This is a genomic window from Nostoc sp. DSM 114160, from assembly GCF_053470305.1.
Map to the genome: position 1 here is coordinate 1,161,738 of NZ_JBPFGO010000002.1, position 26,174 is coordinate 1,187,911.

General features: G+C 43.8%; 18 protein-coding genes and 3 pseudogenes. 13 read left to right on the forward strand and 8 right to left on the reverse strand.

The window, feature by feature from the left end; genetic code table 11:
- The first annotated feature begins 99 nt into the window (after positions 1-99).
- A pseudogene (locus NSTCB13_RS22035) lies at positions 100-964 on the forward strand (cyanophycinase).
- Positions 965-1,138: 174 nt separating this feature from the next.
- Positions 1,139-3,844, forward strand: a complete 2,706-nt coding sequence (cphA, locus tag NSTCB13_RS22040) for a cyanophycin synthetase (protein WP_445632059.1) — start codon at positions 1,139-1,141, stop codon at positions 3,842-3,844.
- Between the two features lie 48 nt (positions 3,845-3,892).
- Here the strand turns inward: cphA and tatA are convergent, their stop codons facing one another.
- The 3 genes from tatA to NSTCB13_RS22055 all read right to left on the reverse strand — a co-directional run bounded on the left by tatA (position 3,893) and on the right by NSTCB13_RS22055 (position 7,073).
- Complete coding sequence (gene tatA, locus NSTCB13_RS22045; protein WP_094348761.1) at positions 3,893-4,066, reverse strand: twin-arginine translocase TatA/TatE family subunit; 174 nt, start codon at positions 4,064-4,066, stop codon at positions 3,893-3,895.
- Between the two features lie 170 nt (positions 4,067-4,236).
- Positions 4,237-5,631: a serine/threonine protein kinase gene (locus tag NSTCB13_RS22050; protein WP_448273795.1), complete on the reverse strand. Its 1,395-nt coding sequence runs from the start codon at positions 5,629-5,631 to the stop codon at positions 4,237-4,239.
- 50 nt (positions 5,632-5,681) lie between these two features.
- A complete protein-coding gene (locus tag NSTCB13_RS22055; protein ID WP_448273796.1) occupies positions 5,682-7,073 on the reverse strand; it encodes a serine/threonine protein kinase in 1,392 nt (463 codons plus the stop codon).
- 93 nt (positions 7,074-7,166) lie between these two features.
- Between NSTCB13_RS22055 and cbiT the strand changes: the two genes are divergently transcribed.
- Together cbiT and NSTCB13_RS22065 are read left to right on the forward strand one after the other, a co-directional pair.
- Positions 7,167-7,769, forward strand: coding sequence for a precorrin-6Y C5,15-methyltransferase subunit CbiT (cbiT, locus tag NSTCB13_RS22060; protein ID WP_322669798.1), 603 nt, complete (start codon positions 7,167-7,169; stop codon positions 7,767-7,769).
- A 517-nt stretch (positions 7,770-8,286) separates the two neighbouring features.
- Positions 8,287-9,174: a phosphatidate cytidylyltransferase gene (locus NSTCB13_RS22065; RefSeq protein ID WP_445630755.1), complete on the forward strand. Its 888-nt coding sequence runs from the start codon at positions 8,287-8,289 to the stop codon at positions 9,172-9,174.
- 738 nt (positions 9,175-9,912) lie between these two features.
- Here NSTCB13_RS22065 and NSTCB13_RS22070 read toward each other — a convergent pair.
- Entirely contained in the window at positions 9,913-10,626 is a 714-nt protein-coding gene (locus NSTCB13_RS22070; RefSeq protein WP_448273797.1) for an LmeA family phospholipid-binding protein, read from the reverse strand.
- 134 nt (positions 10,627-10,760) lie between these two features.
- On the opposite strand from NSTCB13_RS22070, the pseudogene NSTCB13_RS22075 reads away from it, so the two are divergent.
- Together NSTCB13_RS22075 and NSTCB13_RS22080 are read left to right on the forward strand one after the other, a co-directional pair.
- A pseudogene (locus NSTCB13_RS22075) lies at positions 10,761-11,575 on the forward strand (pseudouridine synthase).
- On the forward strand, positions 11,550-12,362 hold the full coding sequence (locus tag NSTCB13_RS22080) for a helix-turn-helix domain-containing protein (protein ID WP_445630752.1): 813 nt from the start codon (positions 11,550-11,552) through the stop codon (positions 12,360-12,362). Before NSTCB13_RS22075 ends, NSTCB13_RS22080 begins: the two are co-directional and overlap by 26 nt.
- A 131-nt stretch (positions 12,363-12,493) precedes the next feature.
- Here NSTCB13_RS22080 and malQ read toward each other — a convergent pair whose 3' ends face one another.
- On the reverse strand, positions 12,494-14,008 hold the full coding sequence (gene malQ, locus NSTCB13_RS22085) for a 4-alpha-glucanotransferase (RefSeq protein WP_448267793.1): 1,515 nt from the start codon (positions 14,006-14,008) through the stop codon (positions 12,494-12,496).
- A gap of 14 nt (positions 14,009-14,022) precedes the next feature.
- On the opposite strand from malQ, the gene NSTCB13_RS22090 reads away from it, so the two are divergent.
- The 5 genes and pseudogenes from NSTCB13_RS22090 (at position 14,023) to NSTCB13_RS22110 (ending at position 18,504) form a co-directional block, all read left to right on the forward strand.
- On the forward strand, positions 14,023-14,190 hold the full coding sequence (locus NSTCB13_RS22090) for a hypothetical protein (protein ID WP_448273798.1): 168 nt from the start codon (positions 14,023-14,025) through the stop codon (positions 14,188-14,190).
- A gap of 13 nt (positions 14,191-14,203) precedes the next feature.
- On the forward strand, positions 14,204-14,635 hold the full coding sequence (locus NSTCB13_RS22095; RefSeq protein ID WP_448273800.1) for an NUDIX domain-containing protein: 432 nt from the start codon (positions 14,204-14,206) through the stop codon (positions 14,633-14,635).
- Positions 14,636-14,674: 39 nt separating this feature from the next.
- Positions 14,675-15,064, forward strand: a pseudogene (locus tag NSTCB13_RS22100) (RidA family protein); the annotation flags it as partial.
- A gap of 115 nt (positions 15,065-15,179) precedes the next feature.
- The gene (locus NSTCB13_RS22105; RefSeq protein ID WP_448273801.1) at positions 15,180-15,653 is read left to right on the forward strand and encodes a hypothetical protein; all 474 of its coding nucleotides are present in this window, start codon (positions 15,180-15,182) and stop codon (positions 15,651-15,653) included.
- Between the two features lie 877 nt (positions 15,654-16,530).
- A complete protein-coding gene (locus tag NSTCB13_RS22110) occupies positions 16,531-18,504 on the forward strand; it encodes a hypothetical protein (protein ID WP_448273802.1) in 1,974 nt (657 codons plus the stop codon).
- Positions 18,505-18,923: 419 nt separating this feature from the next.
- Here the strand turns inward: NSTCB13_RS22110 and NSTCB13_RS22115 are convergent, their stop codons facing one another.
- From NSTCB13_RS22115 to NSTCB13_RS22125, 3 genes are all read right to left on the reverse strand, one after another.
- A complete protein-coding gene (locus tag NSTCB13_RS22115; protein WP_445630745.1) occupies positions 18,924-19,289 on the reverse strand; it encodes a hypothetical protein in 366 nt (121 codons plus the stop codon).
- A 348-nt stretch (positions 19,290-19,637) separates the two neighbouring features.
- Positions 19,638-20,306 carry a (2Fe-2S) ferredoxin domain-containing protein gene (locus tag NSTCB13_RS22120; protein ID WP_445630744.1) on the reverse strand — a complete coding sequence of 223 codons (669 nt, stop codon included), beginning with the start codon at positions 20,304-20,306 and terminating at the stop codon, positions 19,638-19,640.
- A 63-nt stretch (positions 20,307-20,369) separates the two neighbouring features.
- Positions 20,370-20,627, reverse strand: a complete 258-nt coding sequence (locus tag NSTCB13_RS22125) for an Asr1405/Asl0597 family protein (protein WP_445630743.1) — start codon at positions 20,625-20,627, stop codon at positions 20,370-20,372.
- A gap of 455 nt (positions 20,628-21,082) precedes the next feature.
- Here NSTCB13_RS22125 and dpsA point away from each other — a divergent pair, with 455 nt between their 5' ends.
- Positions 21,083-21,637, forward strand: a complete 555-nt coding sequence (gene dpsA / locus NSTCB13_RS22130; RefSeq protein ID WP_445630742.1) for a DNA starvation/stress protection protein DpsA — start codon at positions 21,083-21,085, stop codon at positions 21,635-21,637.
- A gap of 684 nt (positions 21,638-22,321) precedes the next feature.
- The gene (gene carB / locus NSTCB13_RS22135; protein WP_445630741.1) at positions 22,322-25,579 is read left to right on the forward strand and encodes a carbamoyl-phosphate synthase large subunit; all 3,258 of its coding nucleotides are present in this window, start codon (positions 22,322-22,324) and stop codon (positions 25,577-25,579) included.
- Positions 25,580-26,174 lie beyond the last annotated feature (595 nt).

The window sequence follows — 26,174 nt, forward strand, 5'->3', positions numbered from 1 at the left end:
TCATGGGGGAAACCCCCTCTGAGCGACTGCCTCTCCTGACGGAGACGCTATGCGAACACCAAGGCGATGGCTCCTGAAGTTGTTGACAGGAGAACCAAAATGCCGCAATTACAAGCTAAATCGCTAGAAATGAGGACACCCCAAGCAACTAAAACCGCCGTTCTGGTTATCGGAGGTGCAGAAGATAAAGTTCATGGGCGCGAAATCCTACGAACTTTTTTTGGACGCGCCGGTGCTAGTAAGGCTTATATTACAATTATTCCATCTGCCTCTCGCGAACCTGCCATCATCGGTGGTCGGTATATTCGCATTTTTGAAGAAATGGGTGCCCAGAAGGTAGAGATTTTAGACATCCGCGAACGAGAACAGTGTGAAGCCTCCCAGATCAAAGCATCCTTAGAAGCCTGTAGTGGGGTATTTTTGACAGGAGGAGACCCAACTACGTCTTTGTGGTGTATTGGCAGATACGCCAGCGATGGAAATTATTCGTCAGCGGGTGAGGGCGGGGCAACTGACGTTAGCAGGCACCAGTGCAGGAGCGGCGGTGATGGGGCATCACATGATTGCTGGCGGCGGGAGTGGAGAGACGCCCAATCGTTCCCTAGTGGATATGGCAACGGGTTTGGGATTTATTCCCGAAGTAATCGTTGACCAACACTTTCACAACCGGAATCGGATGGGGCGACTGATTAGTGCGATCTCAGCTCATCCCGATCGCTTAGGTATTGGCATTGACGAAGATACTTGTGCAGTGTTTGAACGTGATGGTTGGCTACAAGTTATGGGCAAAGGCAGTGTCACCATTGTCGATCCCACCGAACTGACCCATACTAACGAACCCCATGTCGGTGCTAATGAACCTTTAACCGTACATAATTTACGTCTCCATATCCTCAGCTTAGGCGATCGCTTCCACTTGTACCAGCGGACTGTATTGCCTGCTGTACACCGAATCTCCAGCTGACGGGATAGAGTATCTGAGGTTACACTGAGTTGACCGCACATTTATTATTTCTTACCGTAGAAAAATGATAAGAATACCATGTAAAAAGAAAAAACTGTTTTTAGTGAACAGTTTAGCGGTCAATTCCAGTAAGAAACTAGAATTTTGGTTCCGAATCTCCATCTACCTATTCCCATGAGAATCCTCAAGATCCAGACATTACGCGGCCCAAACTATTGGAGCATTCGACGCCACAAACTGATCGTCATGCGCCTCGATTTAGAAAACCTTGGCGAGACGCCCTCGAATGAAATCCCTGGCTTTTATGAAGGATTAGTTGAGGCGCTGCCAAGTCTGGAGGGCCACTATTGTTCGCCTGGCTGTCGTGGTGGTTTTCTGATGCGAGTCAAAGAAGGCACTATGATGGGCCACATAGTGGAACACGTAGCCTTAGAACTCCAAGAATTAGCTGGGATGCATGTCGGCTTTGGTCGCACCCGCGAAACTGCCACACCCGGAATTTACCAAGTAGTAATCGAGTACCTGAATGAGGAAGCGGGACGCTACGCTGGACGAGCCGCAGTACGGCTGTGCCAGAGTATCGTCGATCGAGGCCGTTATCCCAAGGCAGAACTCGAGCAAGATATCCAAGACCTGAAAGATTTTTCCCGTGATGCTTCCTTGGGACCTTCTACGGAAGCGATCGTCAAAGAAGCAGAAAAAAGAGGTATTCCCTGGATGGCGCTGGAAGCCCGCTTTTTGATTCAGCTAGGCTATGGCGTGAACCAGAAGCGGATGCAGGCGACAATGACGGACAACACCAGCATTCTGGGCGTAGAACTAGCTTGCGATAAAGAAGCCACTAAACGTATCCTTGCTGCTGCTGGTGCGCCAGTACCCAGAGGTACAGTAATCAACTTCTTAGACGATTTGGAACAAGCCATTGAATTCGTTGGCGGCTATCCCATCGTCATCAAGCCCTTAGATGGCAATCACGGACGTGGGATCACCATTGATATCAGAAGTTGGGAAGAGGCAGAGGCTGCTTATGAAGCTGCTAGACAGGTTTCTCGGTCAATTATTGTCGAAAGATATTACGTTGGGCGCGACCACAGGGTATTGGTGGTAAATGGCAAAGTAGTAGCAGTAGCCGAACGTGTCCCAGCTCATGTCATTGGCAACGGCAGATCCACCATTGCCGAACTGATTGAAGAAACAAACCTCGATCCAAATCGCGGTGAAGGACATGATAACGTCCTGACCAAGATTGAACTAGACCGCACCAGCTACCAGCTGCTAGAAAGGCAAGGTTACACCTTAAATAGCGTGCCACCCAAGGGCACTATTTGTTATCTCAGGGCAACAGCCAACTTGAGTACAGGTGGTAGTGCCGTCGATCGTACCGATGAAATTCACCCAGAAAATCTGTGGTTGGCACAACGAGTAGTCAAGATCATCGGTTTGGATATCGCCGGACTCGATATCGTCACCACAGATATTAGCCGTCCTCTGCGGGAAGTGGATGGCGTGATTGTCGAAGTTAACGCTGCTCCCGGTTTTCGGATGCACGTTGCCCCAAGCGTAGGTATTCCCCGCAATGTCGCTGGTGCAGTGATAGATATGCTGTTTCCTAACGAGCAATCTAGCCAAATTCCCATCCTCAGCATCACGGGTACTAATGGCAAAACCACCACTACTCGACTACTAGCACATATTTATAAACAGACTGGTAAAGTAGTAGGTTATACTACTACCGACGGAACATATATCGGTGATTACTTAGTAGAAGCTGGCGATAATACAGGTCCTCAAAGTGCCTATGTCATCCTCCAAGATCCTACGGTAGAAGTAGCAGTACTAGAAACGGCTCGCGGTGGCATTCTCCGCTCTGGATTGGGCTTTGAAGCCGCAAATGTAGGGGTAGTATTGAATGTAGCGGCCGACCACTTAGGAATAGGCGATATAGATACCATTGAGCAGTTAGCTAACCTCAAAAGTGTAGTGGCAGAAGCTGTATTCCCTGATGGCTATGCAGTACTCAATGCCGACGATCGCCGCGTCGCCGCCATGTCAGAAAAAACTAAAGCTAATATTGCTTACTTCACCATGAACCCCGATTCGGAATTAGTGCGGAAGCATATCCAAAAGGGTGGAGTAGCAGCAGTATATGAAAATGGCTATTTGTCAATTGTTAAAGGTGATTGGACACACCGCATAGAAAGAGCAGAAAATATACCTTTAACAATGGGCGGACGTGCGCCGTTTATGATTGCCAACGCTTTAGCAGCAAGTTTGGCAGCGTTTGTGCAAAACGTCACAATTGAGCAGATTCGTGCTGGTTTGAAGACCTTCCGAGCTTCAGTTAGCCAAACACCAGGACGAATGAATCTATTTAATTTGGGCAACTACCATGCTTTAGTAGACTATGCCCACAACGCAGCCAGTTACGAAGCGGTAGGTTCCTTTGTGCGGAACTGGACTACAGGACAACGAATTGGCGTAATTGGTGGACCAGGCGATCGCCGCGACGAAGATTTTGTTACTTTGGGTAAATTAGCAGCGCAAATTTTTGATTACATCATTATCAAAGAAGACGATGATACACGCGGACGCCTACGGGGTTCAGCCGCCCAGTTGATTATTCAAGGCATCACAGAAGTTAAGCCTGATAGCCGCTATGAATCAATTCTGGATGAAACCCAAGCAATCAATAAAGGCTTAGATATGGCTCCTGATAACAGCCTAGTGGTCATTTTGCCAGAAAGTGTTAGTAGGGCTATTAAGTTAATTAAGCTGCGTGGTTTAGCCAAGGAAGAGACACACCAACAAAATCCCGGCACAACTGTTATCGATTCCCAAAATGGAATCATACCTTCTTCTGTTGTTAATACCTTGCTGTAGTCAGGAATCAGGAGGAAGCAGGGCGCTGGCTTCTCCTGACTCCTTTAATTACTGTTTTTCTTCTTCCTGATTGGTTTCTTCGCTAGGAGTTTTCATTTCCTCCTTAAAACCTCGTAGGGTTTTGCCCAGTGCAGTCCCCAGTTCGGGAATTTTTTTTGGGCCGAAAATTAGAATAGCGACTATGCTAATTACAGCTATTTCTGGCCATCCCAGTCCAAACATATAAATTTCCTCTAAGGCATCTGTAATTAAATATAGACATTGATGGCTCAAATCCGATAAGTTCGCCACTGATAAGTGCTCGACCCTTTTGTAAAAACAGGGTATAAGGGCGATCGCTCCAACAGACAACTGATATCGAATTGATATCAATTCGTCAATAATCAGCGCAACTAACTTCCCATTGGATTAGTAATTGGCAAACCTAACCACTCACTTAATTCATGAGCTAACCATTCAAGTTCTGCTTCAGATTTAATACCGCCATCGTTCGCACCAACCTGATATTTTTGTCCTCCTGACCAAATATATAGTGCTGGAACGGCAATTCTATTACTTAGATAGTCTTTAGGAAAGTATTTTGGAATGTAAATCAGCTTATTGATACTTTGTCTCGATGACGGACGCGGCCAATAAAATTTCCAAATAAAAAATTCCCAGGTTAAGGTAATTTGTTCTGAATTCAGGCGTAAACAGGTGCGTCCAAACAACTTAAAGAGAAGAACGTCATATATCAACCAACAGCCAAGACCCAAAAAGAGAAGAAAAAACAAGGCTAACCACTTAGAAGAAAACAAGAGTGAGCAAATTATCCAAAAAAGCCAGAATGAATTGTAGGCGATCGCCAATAAACCCATGAATATTGTTGATAGATTAAAACCAGCTGGTGGAACGATAATTTCTAGAGAATCCTGATTTTTGGTTAATTGAATCTTACTGCTATCTGGTTTGGCAACTACTAAGGTAGGTAAATTTATTGATTGTGGTTTTTCTAAAGCTGCGATCGCAACAGCAGCAGAACTCAAACGCCGTTCTAAACTGGGTTCAACCATCCACTTTAACCAATTGCTAAAGCTGGGACTAAGATTAGCCGCTACCTCAAACTGAATGCGAAAATCTTTTTGGGGTAAATCGGCTGGGTGTGTACCCGTCACCAAATAAATTAAAGTTGCACCTAAACTATAAAGATCAGAAGCGGGAACGGTACGCCCGCCAAATTGCTCCTGTGGCATATAGCCATAAGTTCCTACCACAGTCCTAGTCCCGGTTTCTGTGGCCAGGACAGTTTGCACCGAACCAAAATCAATCAGATAAACTTCACCGACACTATTACCAGAGCGATCGCCCAATAAAATATTGCTAGGCTTAATATCACGATGGATTACAGGCGGATATAGCCCATGTAAATAAATCAGAATTTCTAAAAGCGCTTTGGCTATCTGTTTGATTTCAGCTTCGGTAAAAGTCCGCCCACTTTGTAAGTATTGCTCTAAAGTTTGTGCTGGAATATAAGTTTGTACTAAGGCAAATCCTTTGATGGTTGGTGAATTTACCTCAAAATAGTCTAAATAGCGAGGTATACAGGGATGTGCTAGGTTTTTTAAAATTTTGGCTTCCCGCTCAAACAGCTTGAAATCGTCCCATTCAGAATCACTACCAAAAGAGAGTAACTTGATGACGACTAATTCCTGAGTTTTTAAGTCACGAGCTAGGAAAGTTCTACGCCCAGCTTTTTTACCTAATAGCTGCTGAACTTCGTAGCGATCGCTGAATATTTGACCAATCATAATCAGCACTGCAATCTAGCTAATTATATTTAAAACTATTACATAAAATACTACTTGGTAATATCCATACGTAACCAATCACTTAATTCTTGAGCTAGCCATTCCAGTTCCGCTTCCGATTTAATTGCACCATCACTACCACCAAGTTGATATTTTTTTACTCCTACCCAAATATCCAATTGTGCGGGGACGGCAATTCTCGTGCCTTCAGAATCTTTAGTAAAATGTTTGGGAATATAAACTAACTTATTAATACTTTGTCTTGGCGATGCACGATGACGAGAAAATTTTCCAGAAAACAACTCCCAGCTTAGGGAAATTTGTTTGGAATTCAGGCGTAAGCAGATGCGTCCAAAAAAATGAAAGAAAAATTTATACACCATCATCAAGCCAGCACCCCAAAATGGAAGTGAAAACAATGCAAAAGGGATGTTGACAGGAAAAGGTGCTGAAAGTGCGCCAATTGTCCAAAAGAGAATAAATGAATTCCAGACGATCGCAAACAAACCTGTAAATATTATTGATGAATCAAAACCAGATGGTGGAACGATAATTTCTAGAGAATCCCCATTTTTGGTTAGTTGAATATTACTCCCATCTGGTTTGCCAACAACCAAAGTCGGCAAGTTTATTGGTTGTGGTTTCTCTAAAGCTGCGATCGCTTGGTCAGCAGAACTCAAACGCCGTTCTAAATTAGGCTCAATCATCCACTTTAACCAATTGCTAAAGCTGGGACTGAGCTTAGCCGCTACCTCAAACTGAATGCGAAAATCTTTTTGGGGTAAATCGGCTGGGTGAGTACCTGTCACCAAGTAAATTAAAGTTGCACCTAAACTATAAAGGTCTGATGCTGCAACAGTGCGTCCGCCAAATTGCTCTGGTGGCATATAGCCATAGGTTCCCACCACAGTTCTTGTCCCGGTTTCGCTAGCCAGGATTGTTTGCACTGAGCCAAAATCTACCAAATAAACTTGACCGACACTATTTCCAGAACGCTCCCCCAATAAAATATTGCTAGGCTTAATATCACGATGAATTATAGGCGGATGTAGTTCATGTAGGTAAACAAGAATCTCTAAAAGTGCTTTGGCTATCTGTTTGACTTCAGCTTCGGTAAAAATCCGCCCACTTTGTAAGTATTGCTCTAATGTTTGTGCAGGAATATAAGTTTGGACTAGAGCAAATCCTTTGATGGTTGGTAAATTTACCTCAAAATAGTTTAAATAGCCAGGAATTGAGGGATGTGCTAGGTTTTTTAAAGTTTCAGCTTCTCGCTCAAACAACTTGAGTGAATCCCACTCAAAGTCACTACTAAAAGAGAGTAATTTAATGACAACTAATTTTTGAGTTTGCAAATCACGAGCTAATAGCGTCCGTCGCCCTGCTTTTTTTCCTAATAGCTGCTGAACTTCGTAGCGTTCGCCTAATATTTCACCAATCATTATGTTTTCTTATAATGCTACCGTTGAAAAGTTGTATAGCTGATAGCTTTTCAATTTGGCAAATCGATATCTTTAGTATAATTGCGTAATTCTATGCCCTCCCAACTTTGGCCTTATATTACCCCCGGTATTCCCGATGAATTATTCGAGCATTTGCCAGGAATTCCTCTGAGCCAGCGAGAAGTCCGACTACTATTGATTGCCCAACTGCGGCTGAAATCAGATTCCGTGTTGTGGGATATTGGTGCAGGGACGGGTACAATTCCGGTAGAGGTGGGGCTATTGTGTCCAGGCGGACAGATTATCGCTATCGAAAGGGATGAAGAAGTAGCTAGTCTGATCAAGCGTAACTGCGATCGCTTTGATGTGAAAAATGTCGAAGTTGTTGAAGGCAGCGCCCCAGAATGTTTACATGACCTGAAAATTACCCCTCATCGCGTTTGTATTGAGGGAGGTCGCCCCATTCAGGAAATACTGCAAGCAGCTTGGCATTATTTGCCGCCATCCGGTCGGGTTGTAGCCACAGCTGCTAATCTAGAAAGTCTGTATGCTATTTCCCAAAGCTTTTCCCTATTAAGGGCTAGAAATATCGAAGTCGTCCAATCTGCGGTTAACCGCCTAGAGACACGCGGCTTTTCTCAAACCTTTACCGCCGTCGATCCCATTTTTATCCTCAGTGGTGAGAAACTGGATTAGGAAATGGGGCATAGGGGAGCCACTGCGGTCTTCTCCCTTGGCGCTAGCCTCTCACGAATGGGAGAAGGGGAGACGCTTTAGCGCATAGCGTCGGCGGCAAGCGAGTCCGCAAGCGTCTGGGGTCTCCCCAAGTGGAGGAGGCAGTGCGGTCTTCTCCCAAGGGGAGACGCCAAGGGCGATGGGGTCTCCCCAAGTGGAGCAACTGCCGTCAACTGCCGTCAAGTGGCGTCATAGGGCATTGAAAGAGGCGGCAAGGGAAGGAGGAAAACAAAGATGAGGAAGTAGGGGGAGCAGCCCTTCTCTACGAGACGCTGCGCGAACGACTACGCTCAGTGACCGGGGAGCAGGGGAGCAGGGGAGAAATGAATTCAAAATTCACGCATTCAAAATTCACGCATTCAAAAATTTTAGAACTTCTACCTCTCTACCTCTCTGCCCCATCCCCCATGCCCCATCCCCCATGCCCCATCCCCCATGCTCAATGCCTAATGCCCCATTCCCAATATTTAATACTTCTATGCCTTGGTCTCGGATTATTAGTGGAATTGTTGCGATCGCTCTTGCTCTTTGGGCAACCCTTTTTGGGGGTTGGTACTTTACCATCATCTTTGCGGTTATCATCTTTTTGGGTCAACAGGAATATTTTAATTTGGTGCGAGCTAGAGGCATCGCTCCTGCCGCTAAAACCACTATGGCTGTCAGCCAAGTATTGCTGGTGATTTGCACCCTTGATGGCAGTTTAGCTGACGCTGTGATGCCAATAGCTGGCACTCTTATTTGTTTTTACCTGCTGTTTCAACCCAAATTTGCGACGATCGCTGATGTTTCCGCTTCTATTATGGGGCTATTTTACGTCGGTTATTTACCAAGTTACTGGGTGAGGTTACGAGCAATTGATAGCGCTGCTTTTAGCAATCTCCCTTTGGGAGGTTACTGGCCCACAACCTGGACAGATTTCTGGGAAAAAGCAAATTCCGCTTCTTTAGCACAAGGTTTTACAGCCACATTACTAACTTTTTTGTGTATTTGGGCAGCTGATATCGGTGCGTACACCATTGGCAAATTCTTTGGGAAAACGCGTCTATCTGACATTAGCCCGAAAAAAACTGTTGAAGGCGCTGTCTTTGGTATTACTTCAAGTGTTGCCGTAGCCATAGCAGGAGCCTATTATCTCCACTTGCCCAAATCTCCTTTCACAGGTTTAGCATTGGGTTTGCTGATTGGCATTGCTAGTCTTTTAGGGGATCTTACTGAATCTATGCTCAAACGGGATGCTGGAGTTAAAGATTCTGGGCAATTAATTCCCGGTCATGGTGGTATTTTAGACCGTACCGATAGTTATATTTTCACAGCACCTTTGGTTTACTATTTTGTGACATTACTTTTGCCACTACTTAGTAAATAGGTAAGTTGGGCATTGGGGAGGCAGTGCGGTCTTCTTCCTTGGCGCTAGCCTCTCACGAATGGGAGAAGGGGAGACGCTTTAGCGCATAGCGCCGGTGGCAAGCGAGGTACAAGCGTCTGGGGTCTCCCCAAGTGGAGGAGGCAGTGCGGTCTTCTGCCAAGGGGAGACGCCAAGGGCGATGGGGTCTCCCTAAGTGGAGCAACTGCCGTCAACTGCCGTCATTGGGCACTTATACTGAGTTTCGACACTTCGACTGCGCTCAGTGCATCGCTGCGCGGTAATCGAGCGGCTTGTACTGAGTTTCGACACTTCGACTGCACTCAGTGCATCGCTGCGCGGTAATCGAGCGACTTGTACTGAGTTTCGACACTTCGACTGCGCTCAGTGCATCGCTGCGCGGTAATCGAGCGACTTGTACTGAGTTTCGACTGCGCTCAACTACCGCGTAGTCGAAGTAAGTCGAGATTCAACTACCGCCAAGTCGTTGGCGTGGTCACTGAGCGTAGTTGAAGTGCAGCTTCTCTAAGAGTTGTATTGGGCCAGATCGTTTAAAATAACGTGAGTTCGACAAACCTCTCCTTCCCAGCCTTCCTCTTTGAAACCCAAAGACAGGAGCAATGAAAAATTCAACTTTTGCTCCCCTCTCCGTGTCCAAGAGGGGTTGGGGGAGAGGTCAAATAATACTTGTCCAACTCACGTTAAAATACGGTATTAATATTTTTTAATTTGTGAGATCCGTCAAGGGTTAACGTTAATTTGCCCACGACACACCAGCTTTCCTGGGATCAGCGTTAATTCTTGGATATCGACATCTGAGCCAAGATCGAGATTGTACTCATAATTATTTTTTAATATATCTCCTTGGTCTGGCTTGATTGGGATATGTACTAGTTGCAACTCATGTCCACTAAGTAATTGTAAGCCCAAACAAATCTCTAGAGGCGTTGTTTCACTATTGGTGACTCTCAAACCTCGCAGTATAATTTGGTTGTTCCCAAGGATAATTTCTTGCCACTTGATTGGTTGTGACTCAGGGTAATTTGTTGGTAAAACCTTAACCAATAGATCGCTCAATGCAGTCGATAATAAGTCTGATGAGAGAGAAGCATTAAGATCCTTCTCATCTACAATCAAATCGCCAACCACTGGTACTGTCTCTAACAATCGCAGGGGTTTTCCCTTGAGTACGGAGCCGAGATTGATCCGAATATTTTCTGCTATTAATTGAATTTGGGTAATTAGGAGACCTTGATAAACTGCATGAGTAGCAAAAACAGATACCGAAGGAATGCGTCCAGAGAAAAGTTGGCGATCGCTAGCTTTAATCTCCACTTCTAGTTCAGAGATTTGGCTGGTCTGCGATCTCAACCAGAGCTTGACTGCTGTTGTGAGTACCTGCGTAATTATGCGGATTTTATTTCCACTTGTTGTTTGGGAATTTTGCTCTGGCATTTAACCAATTTGTTTAAGAGTATTTGCTCAACAACCGAACCGAAATTAAATAAGCTTTAAATGTAACATTTATGCCTACTCGCTACAAAATGCAAATATCATTTAATTGATAACAATAAATAAGCAATTTCCACATGGAGGTACGGTTACAAAAAATTCTTGCTCAATGGGGTATCGCCTCACGTCGTGAAGCCGAAGAAATGATTAGGCAATCACGGGTGCGGATTAATGGGGTATTGGCACATTTAGGTCAAAAAGTCGATCCCGAAAAAGATGCGATCGCAGTTGATGGTCAGCCTGTATCCCAAAAGCAGCGTCCGGCTTTAATATATCTATTGCTGCACAAACCTGCGGGAGTGGTTTCTACTTGCTACGACCCCTCATCGCAGACCAACAGTCCTGGATCTACTACCGAAAGAATTACGGGAGGGTTCAGGTATTCACCCAGTTGGTCGTCTAGATGCAGACTCTACAGGAGCATTAATCCTGACTAATGACGGAGAACTGACATTTGGACTAACCCATCCACGTCACAGTATTTCCAAGACATATCATGTTTTGGTCAAAGGACATCCTCCAGAAACGGTACTACAGATGTGGCGTCAAGGTGTGATGTTGGAGGGTAGAAAAACCAGAGCCGCTAAGGTATGCCTCATAAAACGTCGTACCGAGGAAAGCGTTTTAGAAATAGTATTGCAGGAGGGAAGAAATCGTCAAATTCGCCGGATAGCTCAACAGTTAGGATACCCAGTAATCAAGCTGCATCGGACTGCTATCGGCCCAATTCAATTACAAACTCCAAAAAAACCCTTTTTGTCAGAGGGTAAATATCGTTCCCTCAAAGATTATGAAATTCACTTTTTGCAAGATCAGATCGCGCAACCTAATTATTGATTCAGTGGAGTTAAGGAGTGTCAGTAGGCATGAAATGGCTAAGAAAGAAGAATAAGCACCAGCCATCACTTTCATTAGAGGAACAACGAGCCGAAAAGTTGGCAGAATTAGGCGCTCAACTTTGGGCATTACGTCAAGAACAGGGTCTATCTCTAGAGCAAGTGGTTGCATTGACCAGGATTCCTCGACGATTATTGCAGGCGATCGAAGAAGGTAATTTAAACGATCTACCAGAACCAGTCTATATTCAGGGTTTGATCAGACAATTTGCCGATGCACTAGGCTTGAATGGAGTAGAATTTTCTGGCACTTTTCCGATCAGTTCTGCACAAGTTAGTCCTCTAAGTAGGGGGAATACTTCACCCCTAGCTCAACTACGTCCGATTCATCTTTACTTTCTTTACATATTCCTAATAGTATGCTCTGTAAATGGGTTATCTCAGTTATTAAATAACGCCTTACTACAAGCAAGTAATAGCCCAAACCAGCAATATCCAAAACAAAAGTCTGTTGTTAAACCAGAAATAGCTCAACTAAAAGAGTCAACACAGGTACAACCTGTCAGCGATACCCTGAGCGGTGTCCAAAAGAGACAGGTTGTACAGGTTGGTGTAACTTTGAAAGCCTCATCTTGGATTCGTATAGTAGCCGATGGCAAAACCGAGTTTGAGGGTATTCTGCCAGAGGGAACTCACCGAGTTTGGAAAGCCCAAGAGCAACTGACAGTGAAAACTGATAATGCTGGTGGGGTGTTGGTGAGCGTCAATCAAGAGAAAGCCAAGGAAATGGGAGAGCCAGGGAAAGAGGAAGAAGTTAGGATTGCTGCCAAGCCTAAGTTTTGAAATATGGGTTATGGGGCATGGAGAAGAGACAAGGTAGACAAGGAAGATGGGGGAGACAAGGGAGAGATTTATTTAATAATCCCCCTTGTCCCCCTTGTCCCCCTTGTCCCCTGCTCACTCAGCCCCACTCCTTACTGAACTTGATCTTCCGGAGCGCGTCCATTGAGTTTAGTAAGAGCTTTCAAGCGATCGCGCAATTCGTCTGTTATCGCTCCTGCTCGATAGCGCCACTCCCAGTTCCCCTCAGCAACACTGGGAAAATTCATCCGCGCTTCGTTTCCTAATCCCAAAATATCTTGCAAAGGAATAATCGCTTGATTGGCTACAGAACTTAAAGCTAGGCGAATTAAATCCCAGTGAATGCCATCAGGGCTGATAGAACCTAAATAAAGCAACAAGTTTTGCTTTTCCTCATCTTCAGCTGTATTGAACCAGCCTATAGTCGTATCATTATCGTGAGTTCCGGTATAAACTACAGCATTGTGCGGATAATTGAATGGTAAAAATGGATTAGCGGAATCAGCACTAAAGGCAAATTGCAAAATTTTCATCCCCGGAAATTCATACTTGTCTCGCAGTGCTTCTACCCCTGGTGTAATTACTCCTAAATCTTCTGCTAAGACGGGTAGCTTGCCCAACTTTTGCCGAATCACTTCAAAGAAAGCATCTCCAGGCGCTTCCACCCATTTACCATTTATGGCAGTTTTTTCACCTTGCGGCACAGCCCAATAAGCCTCGAAGCCGCGGAAGTGGTCAATACGAATTATATCTACATAATCCAGCATTGCCTCAAAGCGCTGTACCCACCACTTAAAGTCTTGTTTTTGCAATTCCTCCCAGTTATAAACCGGGTTGCCCCACAACTGACCGGTGGCGCTAAAGTAATCTGGTGGAACTCCTGCCATTAGGGCAGCAGCTCCTGTCTCTGGATCTAAGCAAAACATGTTGGGATGCGCCCACACGTCGGCACTATCATGAGATACGTAGATGGGGATATCGCCAATAATACTAATGCCGCGCATATTAGCGTAACTTTTTAGTTCTGACCACTGGCGGAAAAACTCAAATTGGACGAATTTGTAATAATAAATCTCTCCGTTGAGCCGATGCTGTACTTGCTCCAATGCTTGTGGATCGCGCTTGACAAATTCTGGTTTCCATGAGTGCCAGTTTGCATTATCGTTGGCATCTTTCAGGGCCATAAATAAGGCGTAATTATCTAGCCAATAAGCTTTACTGTCGCAAAAACCTGCAAACTCTTTTTGCTGAATGGGCGTAGCATTGGCTCTAAAGTTGTCACAGGCTTTTTTGAGTAGCGCAATCTTAATCGGCACAACCTGCTCGAAATCGACCTTTTCTACCGGGAATTCTGGTAAATTAGCAAAGTCTTCCTCAGATAATAAACCTTCTTCTAAAAGCTTTTCTGGGCTAACTAACAGAGGATTTCCTGCCATTGCTGAGTAGCACATATACGGAGAATTGCCGTATCCAGTGGGGCCCAGTGGTAAAACTTGCCAATATTGTTGATGGCTCTCTTTAAGAAAATCAATGAAGCGATAGGCTTCTAAGCCTAAATCCCCAATGCCAAATCGACTGGGAAAGGAGGTAGGATGCAGCAAAATGCCACTGGATCTAGGAAAAGGCATAAGTAACCTGAATTATGAGAATTATGAGAGGGAGCAATTGTCTGATGGAAACGCTAGGCGATCGCATCGAATTTATCACGGAACGGTATTTGCAGGGGAAAGTCATTTGTCATTTGTCATTTGTCATTTGTTCTTGGTTAATGCCCAATGCTCACCTAATTAATCCAAAATCCAAAATCTAAAATCCAAAATTGTATGACTTACCGAAATCCTACACCGACAGTTGATATCATTATTGAACTAGTAGATCGACCTCATCGGCCAATAGTGTTAATTGAGAGACATAATCTACCTTTAGGTTGGGCTATTCCTGGTGGTTTTGTAGATTATGGCGAAGCGGTGGAAGTGGCGGCCCGGCGCGAAGCTCAGGAAGAGACGGGTTTACAGGTGGAATTAGTTGAACAATTACTGGTATATTCTGACCCAAATCGCGATCCGCGTCAGCATACTATTAGCATTGTGTTTTTGGCGACAGCTACGGGGGAACCGGTGGCTGGAGATGATGCTAAGGGTATAGGCGTTTTTGAGTATTGGCGTGTGCCTGGTGATTTATGTTTTGACCACGATCGCATTCTGCGCGATTATTGGCGATATCGGCATTATGGGATACGTCCGAGGTTGGGGTAGGAAGTTAGGAGTTAGGAGTTAGGAGTTGTAAAGATGAGTAAAAAAGTAATTAATACTGATAACGCACCCGCACCAGTCGGCCCTTATAATCAAGCGATCGCAGCTTCAGGTCAATTTGTCTTCATCGCTGGACAAATTGCCATCGATCCCCGCCTTGGTGATGTCGTCTACACTGATGATGTCAAAAAACAAACTGAGCAGGTATTAGCTAATCTTGAAGCCATCCTCACAGCAGCAGGTGCGACTTTTGAAGATGTGGTGAAAACCACTGTATTTTTAGCTGATATGAATGATTTCGCGGCGGTGAATGCCGTTTATGCTAAGTATTTCCCAGAAAATACAGCCCCGGCGCGGGCTTGTGTGCAGGTATCGCGCTTACCTAAAGATGTTTTGGTAGAGATTGATGCGATCGCTGTGATTGGCGGTTAAGAAAAATAGAACAATTGACAATTGTAAGTATTTTTGAGTCTTCCCTTCTGATGAATGCGATCGCCTTTACAACTTTGGGAATACTGAAATTAAGTACCCTAAAGGAGTATTAAAAATGGCAGAAAATCGTATCAGTGCCAGCCTAGACCCAGCAGACAAAGAAGCAGTCATGCAGGCGATCGCTACAATTAGAGAAAAGTTACCGTTTTTGGTAGATTTGACCCCTGAAGACCGGCGAACAATGCTGAAGATGGGAGATAAAAGTCGGGCTTTTGTCAGCAAAGCCTTACAAGTGGCGACACAAAACCCTAACTTTTTGCCTCGTTACTTTGATTTAGAAGAAATGCGCCGGGACTTGGAAATATATGAGGACTTGTATCCGGTGCTGTTGTCTCTAACGCAACTGCAAGAATTGGTGGATGATACCTGTATAGCTGCTGCTAGTGAAGCATACGCAGCAGCATTAGCAGTTTATAGCTATGCCAAAGCTAGCGGTGATGTCGCAGGTTTAGATGCAGTAATTGATGAGATGGGACGCAGGTTTAACCGCCGTTCTAAGAAGAAGCAATCCGAAGTCCCAGTTAGCTAAAACTTGAAGCAGGCAATTATACCAGTTATCAATTTGATAAAATACACGTCATTTATAGGGGCATAACAATGTTATGCCCTTTTTGCGTTTTATATCTAAAGATTTTTGAAACCCGCGCAGGTGGGTCACTGAGCTTCTTGCCTTGAGTTTCGACTGCGCTCAACTACCGCGAAGCCGAAAGGTGTCGAAGTGCGGGTTTTGTCTGTCTAGCCGGAATTTATATAGCGCATCTCGTTTATCTAAAATAACGTGAGTTCGACGGCTCTAAAAACCCCACTTCCATTCCTCTCCCTCACTCTTCGAGAGGCTTTGAAACCCTAATTTTTTCGTTGTCAACTAAGAATATTTCTGCCCCTCTCCGCCTCCAAGAGGGGTTGGGGAGAGGTTCATCGAACTCACCTTAAAATACACTTTGACCTCTCTCCAAACCTCTCCCCTACAAGGGGAGAGGCTTTGAATCTTACTCCCCTTCCCTTGTAGGGAAGGGGCTGGGGGTTAGGTCTGTATTAAACTCCACCGATCAGCGCTAAGTCGCCAAGGCATTTTTGAGCCTCAGAAGGTCAACATTGAGCCTCAGAAGGTCAACGTCGAGCCTCAGAAGGTCAACATTGAGCCTCAGAAGGTCAACGTCGAGCCTCAGAAGGTCAACGTCGAGCCTCAGAAGGTCAACATTGAGCCTCAGAAGGTCAACATTGAGCCTCAGAAGGTCAACATTGAGCCTCAGAAGGTCAACATTGAGCCTCAGAAGGTCAAAGTTGAGCCTCAGAAGGTCAATGCCTAAAAATTACCTCAAAAAAGCTTGGGAAATTCCGAAATACATTTTTTATATTTGGTAGTTCTTTTTAGAAAAATTAGCGCCTCAAAATTAAACCTTGTTATGAATACCCAAGACAAGCCCAAGAGTTTACAAGATATTGTTAAGCAACGTCAACAATCAAATTTTGTCGGTCGTGAAGACCAAATAAACCGATTTCGCCAAAATTTAACATTACCCCTAGAAGACGATCGCCATTGTTTTCTGTTTAACGTTTGTGGTCAAGGCGGAGTTGGTAAAACTACCTTGCTGCGGCAGTTTCGGAAAATTGCTGATGAAGCAAAAATGATTTCGGCTTGCATTGATGAAGCTGAAAAAACTATACCAGAGGTTATGGGTCATATAGCTGAGGAGTTAGAACAGCAAGGTTACAAACTAACGCAGTTTAGCGATCGCTACAAAGTCTACTGCCAAAAGTGCCAAGAATTAGAAACAGATCCAGATGCTCCTCAAGGTTTTTCCGCTTTTGTTGGGAAAACTATGGTAAAAACTGGTGTGCATCTGGCGCGTCAAGTTCCCGTTGGCGGCGCTGTATTTGACTTTGTAGATGAAGATGCTTTAGCCACCCAAGCCGGAGAATGGGCATCTTATGTTGCTAAGAAAATAACCAATAAAGATGAGGTGCATTTAGTTAAAGAACCTAAAGAAGTTCTCACCCCGCTATTTTTGCAAGATATTTCTAAAATTGCTGATAAAACTACTGTTATCCTGTTTTTCGATACCTCAGAACGCACCGCAGAATTCCTAGAGAACTGGCTACGGGAAATTTTTGAGAATCAACACGGTAAAGTATCTGCCAATATATTAATGATTGTTGCCAGTCGGCAAGAATTAGATAAAAATGACTGGGCATCCTACGAAGGATTAATAGCTCGTTTGCCTCTAGAACCGTTTACAGAAGAAGAAGCCAAACAATATCTAACTCACAAAGGCATTACGGACAGTCGGATTGTTGAAGTAATTTTAAACGTTTCTGGAAACTTACCCCTGCTAATGGAAATGTTAGCAGATGCTCATCCCAATCACCCCAACCAGATAATTGAGCCTAGCAGCAGTGCTGTAAAAAGCTTTTTAAGATGGATTGACGATCCCAAACGGCGACAAGTGGTGCTTGATGCTGCCATTCCTCGGTGCTTGAACCGGGATGTTATAGCCAAGTTAAGAACAGAAGAAGAAGCTGATGAGCTATTTACTTGGCTGAAAGAAACATCTTTTATCAACGAACGTAGCAACGGCTGGGTTTATCATGATGTCGTCAAAGCCCAAATGTTATGCCACAAACGCCTTTCATCACCGCAGAGTTGGGCTGATATACATGGTAAGTTGGCTCAATATTATGACAGCCTGCGAAACGATTTGCAATTGGAGGAAGATCAGAAACAGCGCGATCCTAGCTGGCAAAGTCACACATTAAATATTTTCTACCATAAATTATGTCAGTCACCGCAAAAGAATTTACTTCTAGCTCTTAATGAATTTCTTGCTCTGGTCAAAAATCAACCCACTTTTGCTCAACAATATGCAAAAATCATGCTTCAGGCTGGTAAAGATGCGGATTCTGCTGAAGTTCAACGTTGGGGTAAGCAATTAGCAAATGGGTTAAAAGCTTATGAGGAAAAACGTTATGAAGATGCTGTGTATAATCGTGCTTTAGTCTACTTAGCTCTTAAACAATCAGACAAAGCACGGGCTGTGATAGTGCCTGTTATCAAGCTTGCTACAGAGCATTGTCAAAAAGATCCCAAAGACTGGAGTAATACCTTTAATTTAGCCCTTTACTATTTGGCTGCTCAATACACTCAACAAGCAAACCGCTTATATCGCCATGCCTTATCAGAGGGTGCTTCTTCAGAATCTATTGGTAAAGCTATCCAAGACCTCAATAACTTTTTAATTCTCTTCCCTGACCATCTGCAAGCTACATCCATCCGACAGATGTTGCTGTTTTGTCTAACTAAGTCATGTAATTTGCAACCTACTCTCCAGGAAACCCACAAATCCCAACAACAAACTGCTAATCAATTTCCTCTCTCATAATGCAAGTCCATTTGAGTGGACTTGCATTATGAGCCTGGGATTTCCACCTCTGGCACAGAAACGGGTAAGCGCAATATCTCAGCTAAGTTGCATTCGAGAGACTGGCGGCTGAACGCAATTACACAAAAATATGAAGCGGTTTTTCCTTTCTCATGAAAAAGTGTTGCGATCGCTCAATCTAATTCTGTATCTAAATGAGACACTACGCATAGCTTGCTTCACCGTAAGAAACACAATCCAAAATTTAAAATTCAAAATGATATCAGCCAGCTAAGGGATTTCCAAATAAAAAAATATTCCATCGCTTTTAGGGCAGAGGGGGCAGGGGGCAGGGGGCAGGGGGCAGGGGGAGGAAAAGTTGTTTTGATTCCAAAAATTGGACAATTTATTTTTTGGAGTTCCCTAAAAACGCGATTTGTCTAAATCCACTCAAATCCCTGTGTGGCTAAAAATTCTTTAGCTGGTTCCAAAATATCTTTACTTAAAATCAGTTTGACTTTTGGCGAACTAACATACAAACGAAAACGCTCAATAAATAGTTCGTTAGCAGGTTCAATTTTCCTAATGGCACTCCAGGGAATCAACAACGGCGTAAGTCCAAAGCTAAACAACGGGAAAATACTCAAATAAATCCCTTGAGAATTCGTACCAACGTTTAAAGTTCCTTTGTAATACGCCAAACCCACAGAACCGCTTTGCATTCGAGAGAAGTTTTGTGGCGGCGCTTCTTGGGTGCTGTAGAGTTTAGCAAGGCGATTCCAGTCATGACGGAATACAAAAATCATGACTATCGTGCTAAGTGGGAAAAAAACGATGTATATCCACTGCGGGGTGTGTGGCATTTGCTTTTAAGTCATTGATGATTGACGCTTCCACTGTAAGCGATGTCTAACAACAAGCCTCAGTGCGTCTACGTATTCATCAATCAACCACATTCCCTTGAATCTTTTTAAATTATCGAAGCATCCCAGTCAAAAATTGCTTAATAAAAATCCTTTTCATTCAAAAAACTGGCCTTAATTAAAGCCAGTTTTTTGATTTGATTGCAAACTTCTAGCGGGCTTTACGGCCGAGTATTAACGGAACACACTTGAGAAGATATTATTAAGCTTTCTCATCGAAATGTCAAGATTTTATGAACTACTTCCCCAAAGTTTGCCATTAGATATCGCTACTTCCCTTAAATTCTCAGGCTGTGCTGATAAATTTTTGTCGCCAAAATGCTGATTCATCAAGGCTGGAACCTGTGCAGCTTGAATTCGGCTATGGCGGGTTTTATCTGGCATTACTAAATTCGGCCCGGCTTTACAGTTCTTCATACAACCAGTGCCCTTGATTGTAACTTGGTCTTCTAAACCGCGATCGCTTAAAGCTGCCTCCAACGCCTGACAAACTGCTTTACCACCGCGTTTCATACAATCAGACTTTTGACACACCAAAATCGTGGCCTTAGTCTTAGCTGGTTTTACCTTGACATTATCAATAGATGGGGGTTCTTGGATTGGTGCGATCGTTTGAATTGTTGCCGTTTCAGAACGCGCCGCCATCACACGTTCAGCTTTGAGTGTAACTTTGTCTTTTTTTATATCGTATTCTTTATAACCAACAACTTGTAGCCAAGTACCTGCTGGTAGCCGCAAATCAAAAGCAGCCCGTAAGTGTTTAGCGAGTTTAACGTAGCATTCACCCTCATGAGTACTTAGCAGTAAACCTTTCAGCTTATAGCCGTCTTTTATAACAAAATCTATAAATCTGCCCTCAAGGCAAAATTTTGATACTTCCAGATTGTGAGATGCACCCATTTTTTAACCTCCTTTTAACTAATACAAGCTGTCAAGCGAGATATTCTCAGCAGTAGCAAAAAATTAGAACTGTTGATAACGACTTTTCCAGCAACACTCAAGAGTCCAAATTTGGTCTTGACGAGAGGCTGTAAATCGCCGTACTACACTCCAAAGTTGAACAGCCGCAGTCGGATTGCTAATTTCAACTTTTAATGGCTGGTTAGCCGCACAAATACAAGGAATGTCTAACTCCTCTAAGCGTTGATAGACTTGCCAGCGGTCTACCCAATTCACCTCTACAAGGTGGTTTATTTCTATTTCTGAACTATACGATTTCAAGAGAATTGCCCTCAAAGTGCAACAAACTTGTAGTAACTACGGCCATTTAACTTCCTGCGTTTTGAAAATCTTAGTAATCTAGCCTCTTAAAACCAGCATACCTTAAGTGCAAACAATTCTCATTAATTTTGCAAAAAAAATAAAATTCTTGCAATCATCCCATGAGAGAGATCCGGTAAATGACAAGGAGTATTAGGACGAGAAGGCATTTACTCCTTTATCTCCCCTCACTCCCCTCAGGAGGTATACACACTTAACTGTTCATGTCAATAGTAATGAGAAAGATACACAACTCGATGAGCGTGCCATAATCCAGCAAACAATAAACTTAAGAATTTTAGTAAACAAAAATACAAAATCTTGTAATGGCAAATTGGCTTGCTCTGATTGTGAAAATGTTAATATGTAAAGAATAAGCAGTTAAAATCTATAATTGCTAAATAGCGAGGAGAACAATGTCTGAAACGCAAACTTTGTTACGGAATTTTGGTCATGTATATGACAATCCTGTATTGCTGGATCGCAGTGTAACTGCTCCAGTTACAGAAGGATTTAACGTTATATTAGCTAGTTTCCAGGCACTGTACTTGCAGTACCAAAAGCATCATTTTGTAGTTGAAGGCTCAGAATTTTACTCTCTGCATGAGTTTTTTAACGAAAGCTACAACGAAGTACAAGACCACGTTCATGAAATTGGAGAACGTTTAGATGGACTGGGTGGTGTACCAGTAGCTACCTTCAGCAAACTAGCAGAATTAACCTGTTTTGAGCAAGAATCTGAAGGCGTATATTCCTCTCGCCAAATGGTGGAAAACGATCTAGCTGCCGAACAAGCAATCATTGGCGTAATTCGCCGCCAAGCTGCTCAGGCAGAGAGTTTAGGCGATCGGGGCACACGCTATCTGTACGAAAAGATTTTGTTGAAAACTGAGGAACGTGCCTATCATTTATCTCACTTCCTTGCCAAAGACAGCTTAACTTTAGGGTTTGTCCAAGCAGCTCAAAGCTAAAATTCTCATAATCTAGATTTGTCTACCTAGACTGAAAAAAAACTTGGCAGCACCAACTATTAAAATAAGATAAAAAATGGCAGAGAATAGTATCCCTATTCTCTGCCATTTTTAATTTAAGTAAACATATTTATATAATATTTAACGTTGAAAATATTTAGCAATTAGCTAGTTAAAATAAATTTTTATCTAAATAATCTATTTGTGCATAAATAAGCAGACAGATATATACCAAAATAAACGATCGTTTATCACAAAATTCATCAGATTAAATAATAAAGATTCGCAAAATCTTTAGAAATTTGAGCATCATAATTAAATAAAATTAAAAATACAAAATAATAATTGGGCGTTAAGAGTGCTGAGTTAGGAGTTAGGAGTTAAGAGTGCTGAGTGCTGTTAGCGGAAGCGCGGCGTTTAGCCCGTGCTGAGTTAGGAGTTAAGAGTTTTGTTTATCTCCTTGTCCCCTTGTCCCCGTGTCTCTTTTCTCCCCTGCTCCCACTTCGGCTACGCTCAGTGACCACCTGCCCCTCGTTCACTGAGCGTAGCCGAAGTGCTGCTCCCCTGCCCCTCTGCCTCCTTCCTGTCATCAAACTTAGAAAACTTAATAATAAAAAGCACCAGAGGGGGTAAAGACCCTTAAAATGATCAGGATTTCTATTTTCGTATTCCAAGGCAACGACTATGCCCCGCCGTGACGACCTCCAGAAGATTCTGCTGTTAGGTTCTGGTCCAATTGTGATCGGACAAGCCTGTGAGTTTGACTACTCTGGCACTCAAGCCTGCAAAGCGCTCCGAGAAGAAGGCTATGAAGTGGTTTTGGTCAACTCCAACCCTGCAACGATTATGACCGATCCGGAAACGGCCGATCGCACTTACATTGAGCCGTTGACACCGGAATTGGTCGAAAAAGTCATCGAAAAAGAACGCCCTGATGCTCTTTTACCAACGATGGGAGGACAAACCGCCCTCAACATCGCTGTTGCTTTAGCCAAAAATGGGGTGTTGGAAAAGTACAGCGTTGAATTAATCGGCGCTAAACTCCCAGCGATCGAAAAAGCTGAAGATCGAAAGCTGTTTGGTGAAGCAATGGCAAAGATCGGAGTAGCTGTGTGTCCTAGCGACACAGCCGAATCTTTAGAAGAAGCCAAAGCTGTTGCTCGCCAAATTGGTAGTTATCCCCTAATTATTCGTCCAGCTTTCACAATGGGTGGAAGTGGCGGCGGCATTGCCTACAACCAAGAAGAATTTGAAGAAATGGCACAAGTAGGTATAGATGCCAGTCCTGTTTCGCAAATTCTCATTGACCAGTCTTTACTCGGCTGGAAAGAATATGAACTCGAAGTGATGCGTGACTTGGCAGATAACGTGGTGATTATCTGCTCCATCGAAAACCTTGACCCGATGGGCATTCACACCGGAGACTCAATTACCGTCGCTCCCGCGCAAACCCTCACTGATAAAGAATATCAAAGGCTGCGGGATATGGCAATTAAAATCATCCGCGAAATCGGTGTGGAAACTGGTGGTTCTAATATTCAATTTGCCATCAATCCGCTGAATGGCGATGTGGTTGTAATTGAGATGAACCCGCGCGTTTCCCGCAGTTCAGCTTTGTCTTCCAAAGCCACGGGTTTCCCCATCGCCAAAATGGCTGCAAAATTGGCTGTGGGCTACACCTTGGATGAAATTAAAAATGACATCACCAAGAAAACTCCCGCGTCTTTTGAGCCGACAATTGATTATGTGGTGACAAAAATCCCCCGCTTCGCCTTTGAAAAATTCCCCGGTTCCGACCCAGTGCTGACAACCCAAATGAAATCAGTTGGGGAAGCGATGGCAATTGGGCGGACATTCAACGAATCCTTTCAAAAGGCACTGCGATCGCTCGAAACCGGACGCGCTGGTTGGGGTTGCGATGGAGCCGAAAAATTACCCAGTGGCGAACAAATTCGCGCCCAACTGCGGACACCTAACCCCGATCGCATTTTCTCCGTGCGCCATGCCTTGCAACTAGGAATTAGTGCTGAGGAAATATATGAACTGACTGGTATTGACCCGTGGTTCCTAGATAAATTTCAGCAACTCCTAGATATCGAAAAATTCCTGAAGCGGACAACTTTACAGCAATTGACAAAAGAGCAACTTTATGAGGTGAAGCGAGACGGATATAGCGATCGCCAGATTGCCTATGCCACCAAAACCACTGAAGATGAAGTTCGCGCCTACCGCAAGTCACTAGGAATTATCCCAGTTTATAAAACCGTAGATACCTGCGCGGCTGAGTTTGAAGCCTTTACCCCCTACTACTATTCTACCTACGAAGAAGAAACAGAGGTAATGCCTGCAACCAAGCCAAAAGTGTTGATTTTGGGTGGTGGTCCCAATCGCATTGGACAAGGAATTGAGTTTGACTATTGTTGTTGTCATGCCGCTTATGCTTTGAAGGATGCAGGCTATGAGACGATTATGGTTAACTCTAACCCAGAGACAGTTTCGACAGATTACGATACCAGCGATCGCCTTTACTTTGAGCCGTTAACAAAAGAAGATGTTCTTAACATCATCGAAACTGAAAATCCAGTCGGGGTAATTATCCAGTTTGGCGGACAAACCCCCCTAAAGTTAGCTATCCCACTCCAGCAGTTTCTCAGCACTCAAGACTCAGGACTCAGCACTCAAATTTGGGGGACATCGCCAGATTCCATCGATATGGCAGAAAACCGGGAGCGGTTTGAAAAGATTCTCCAACAGTTGAATATTTCCCAACCGCCCAATGGTATCGCGCGGAGTTACGAAGATGCGCTGATTGTTGCTAAACGCATTGGTTATCCAGTGGTAGTGCGTCCCAGCTATGTGTTGGGGGGACGGGCGATGGAAATCGTTTATTCCGATGCTGAGTTGGAACGCTATATGACCTTTGCGGTACTAGTAGAACCAGAACATCCGATTTTAATTGATAAGTTTTTGGAAAACGCGATTGAAGTCGATGTCGATGCGATCGCCGACCATACAGGAAGAGTGGTAATTGGTGGTATTATGGAACACATTGAGCAAGCTGGAATTCACTCAGGAGATTCTGCTTGTTCCTTACCTTCCATTTCCCTATCACCAGCAGTTCTCAATCAAATTCGTACTTGGACGATACAGCTAGCACAAGCATTGTCAGTTGTAGGGTTGATGAATATTCAATTTGCCGTTGTCGGTGCAAGCAGCTATTCTCCCCAAGTTTACATTTTAGAAGCCAATCCCCGTGCTTCTCGCACAGTGCCATTTGTATCTAAAGCTACGGGCGTACAGCTAGCGAAACTAGCATCCTTAATTATGTCGGGTAAAACCTTAGAGGAGCTAAATTTTACAGAGGAAGTCATTCCTATACATATTGCTGTAAAAGAAGCTGTATTGCCCTTTAATAAATTCCCAGGAACTGATACAATATTGGGCCCAGAAATGAGATCCACTGGTGAGGTGATGGGGATTGATAGCGACTTTGGCCGTGCCTTTGCCAAAGCGGAGATGGGTGCTGGGGAGCGTTTACCGCTAACGGGAACTGTATTTGTATCAATGAGCGATCGCGATAAAGCTGCTGCAAGTGGTGTGGTGAAAGAATTTATCGATTTGGGCTTTACAGTGATGGCTACCCTTGGTACACGTCGAGTTCTTCTGGAACATGGGTTAAATGTTGAATTAGTGTTAAAACTTCATGAAGGTCGTCCCCACGTCCTAGATGCGATCAAAAACCAGAAAATCCAACTTATTATCAACACACCTTCCGGGGAAGAAGCCCAGACTGATGCTAGGTTAATCCGCCGCACAGCTTTAGCTTACAAAATTCCCATCATTACTACCATCGCCGGCGCAAAAGCTACCGTCGCCGCCATCCGTTCCTTACAAAATACGACTTTGGATGTAAAAACTATTCAAGAGTATTGCCCTCTCTAAGAAGTAGGGGGGCAGGGGGCAGGGAGCAGGGGAGCAGGGAGATGAGGGAGTGAGGGAGTGAGGGAGTGAGCGGACAAGGAGATAAACAAAACTCCTAACTTCTAACTCTTGTACAGACGCGATTAATCGCGTCTCTACTCCTAACTCCTAACTCAGCACGGGCTAAACGCCCCGCTTCCGCTAACAGCACTCAGCACTCAGCACTCCCAATGCCCCATACCCAATTCCCGATTTACAATTCCCAGAAAAATTAAACAATTGTTAGAAGATAATGAATATAGTTCTCATTGAGATACTTTAACAAATATGAGGAAAATTATTTGAATTAGATATTTTCTTAAATTAACTTTTAGTCAGCCTTAAGATAGAGGCCAACATTCGATGAACTGGAATAACCAGGAAATTTCATGTCGCCATCTAGCCAAAATCTTCTCATAAATGTTACAATTGTTAATAGGAGTTTCATAAAAAATGTTTAAAAAGCAACTTTTTATCTAACTGTAGATACTTGTGAAAAATAGAAAATAACTGTAGTTTTAGCAGTTAAGAAGCCTAAATTTGATTATTATGAGCAGCCGAGTTTCTCAGGCGCGTA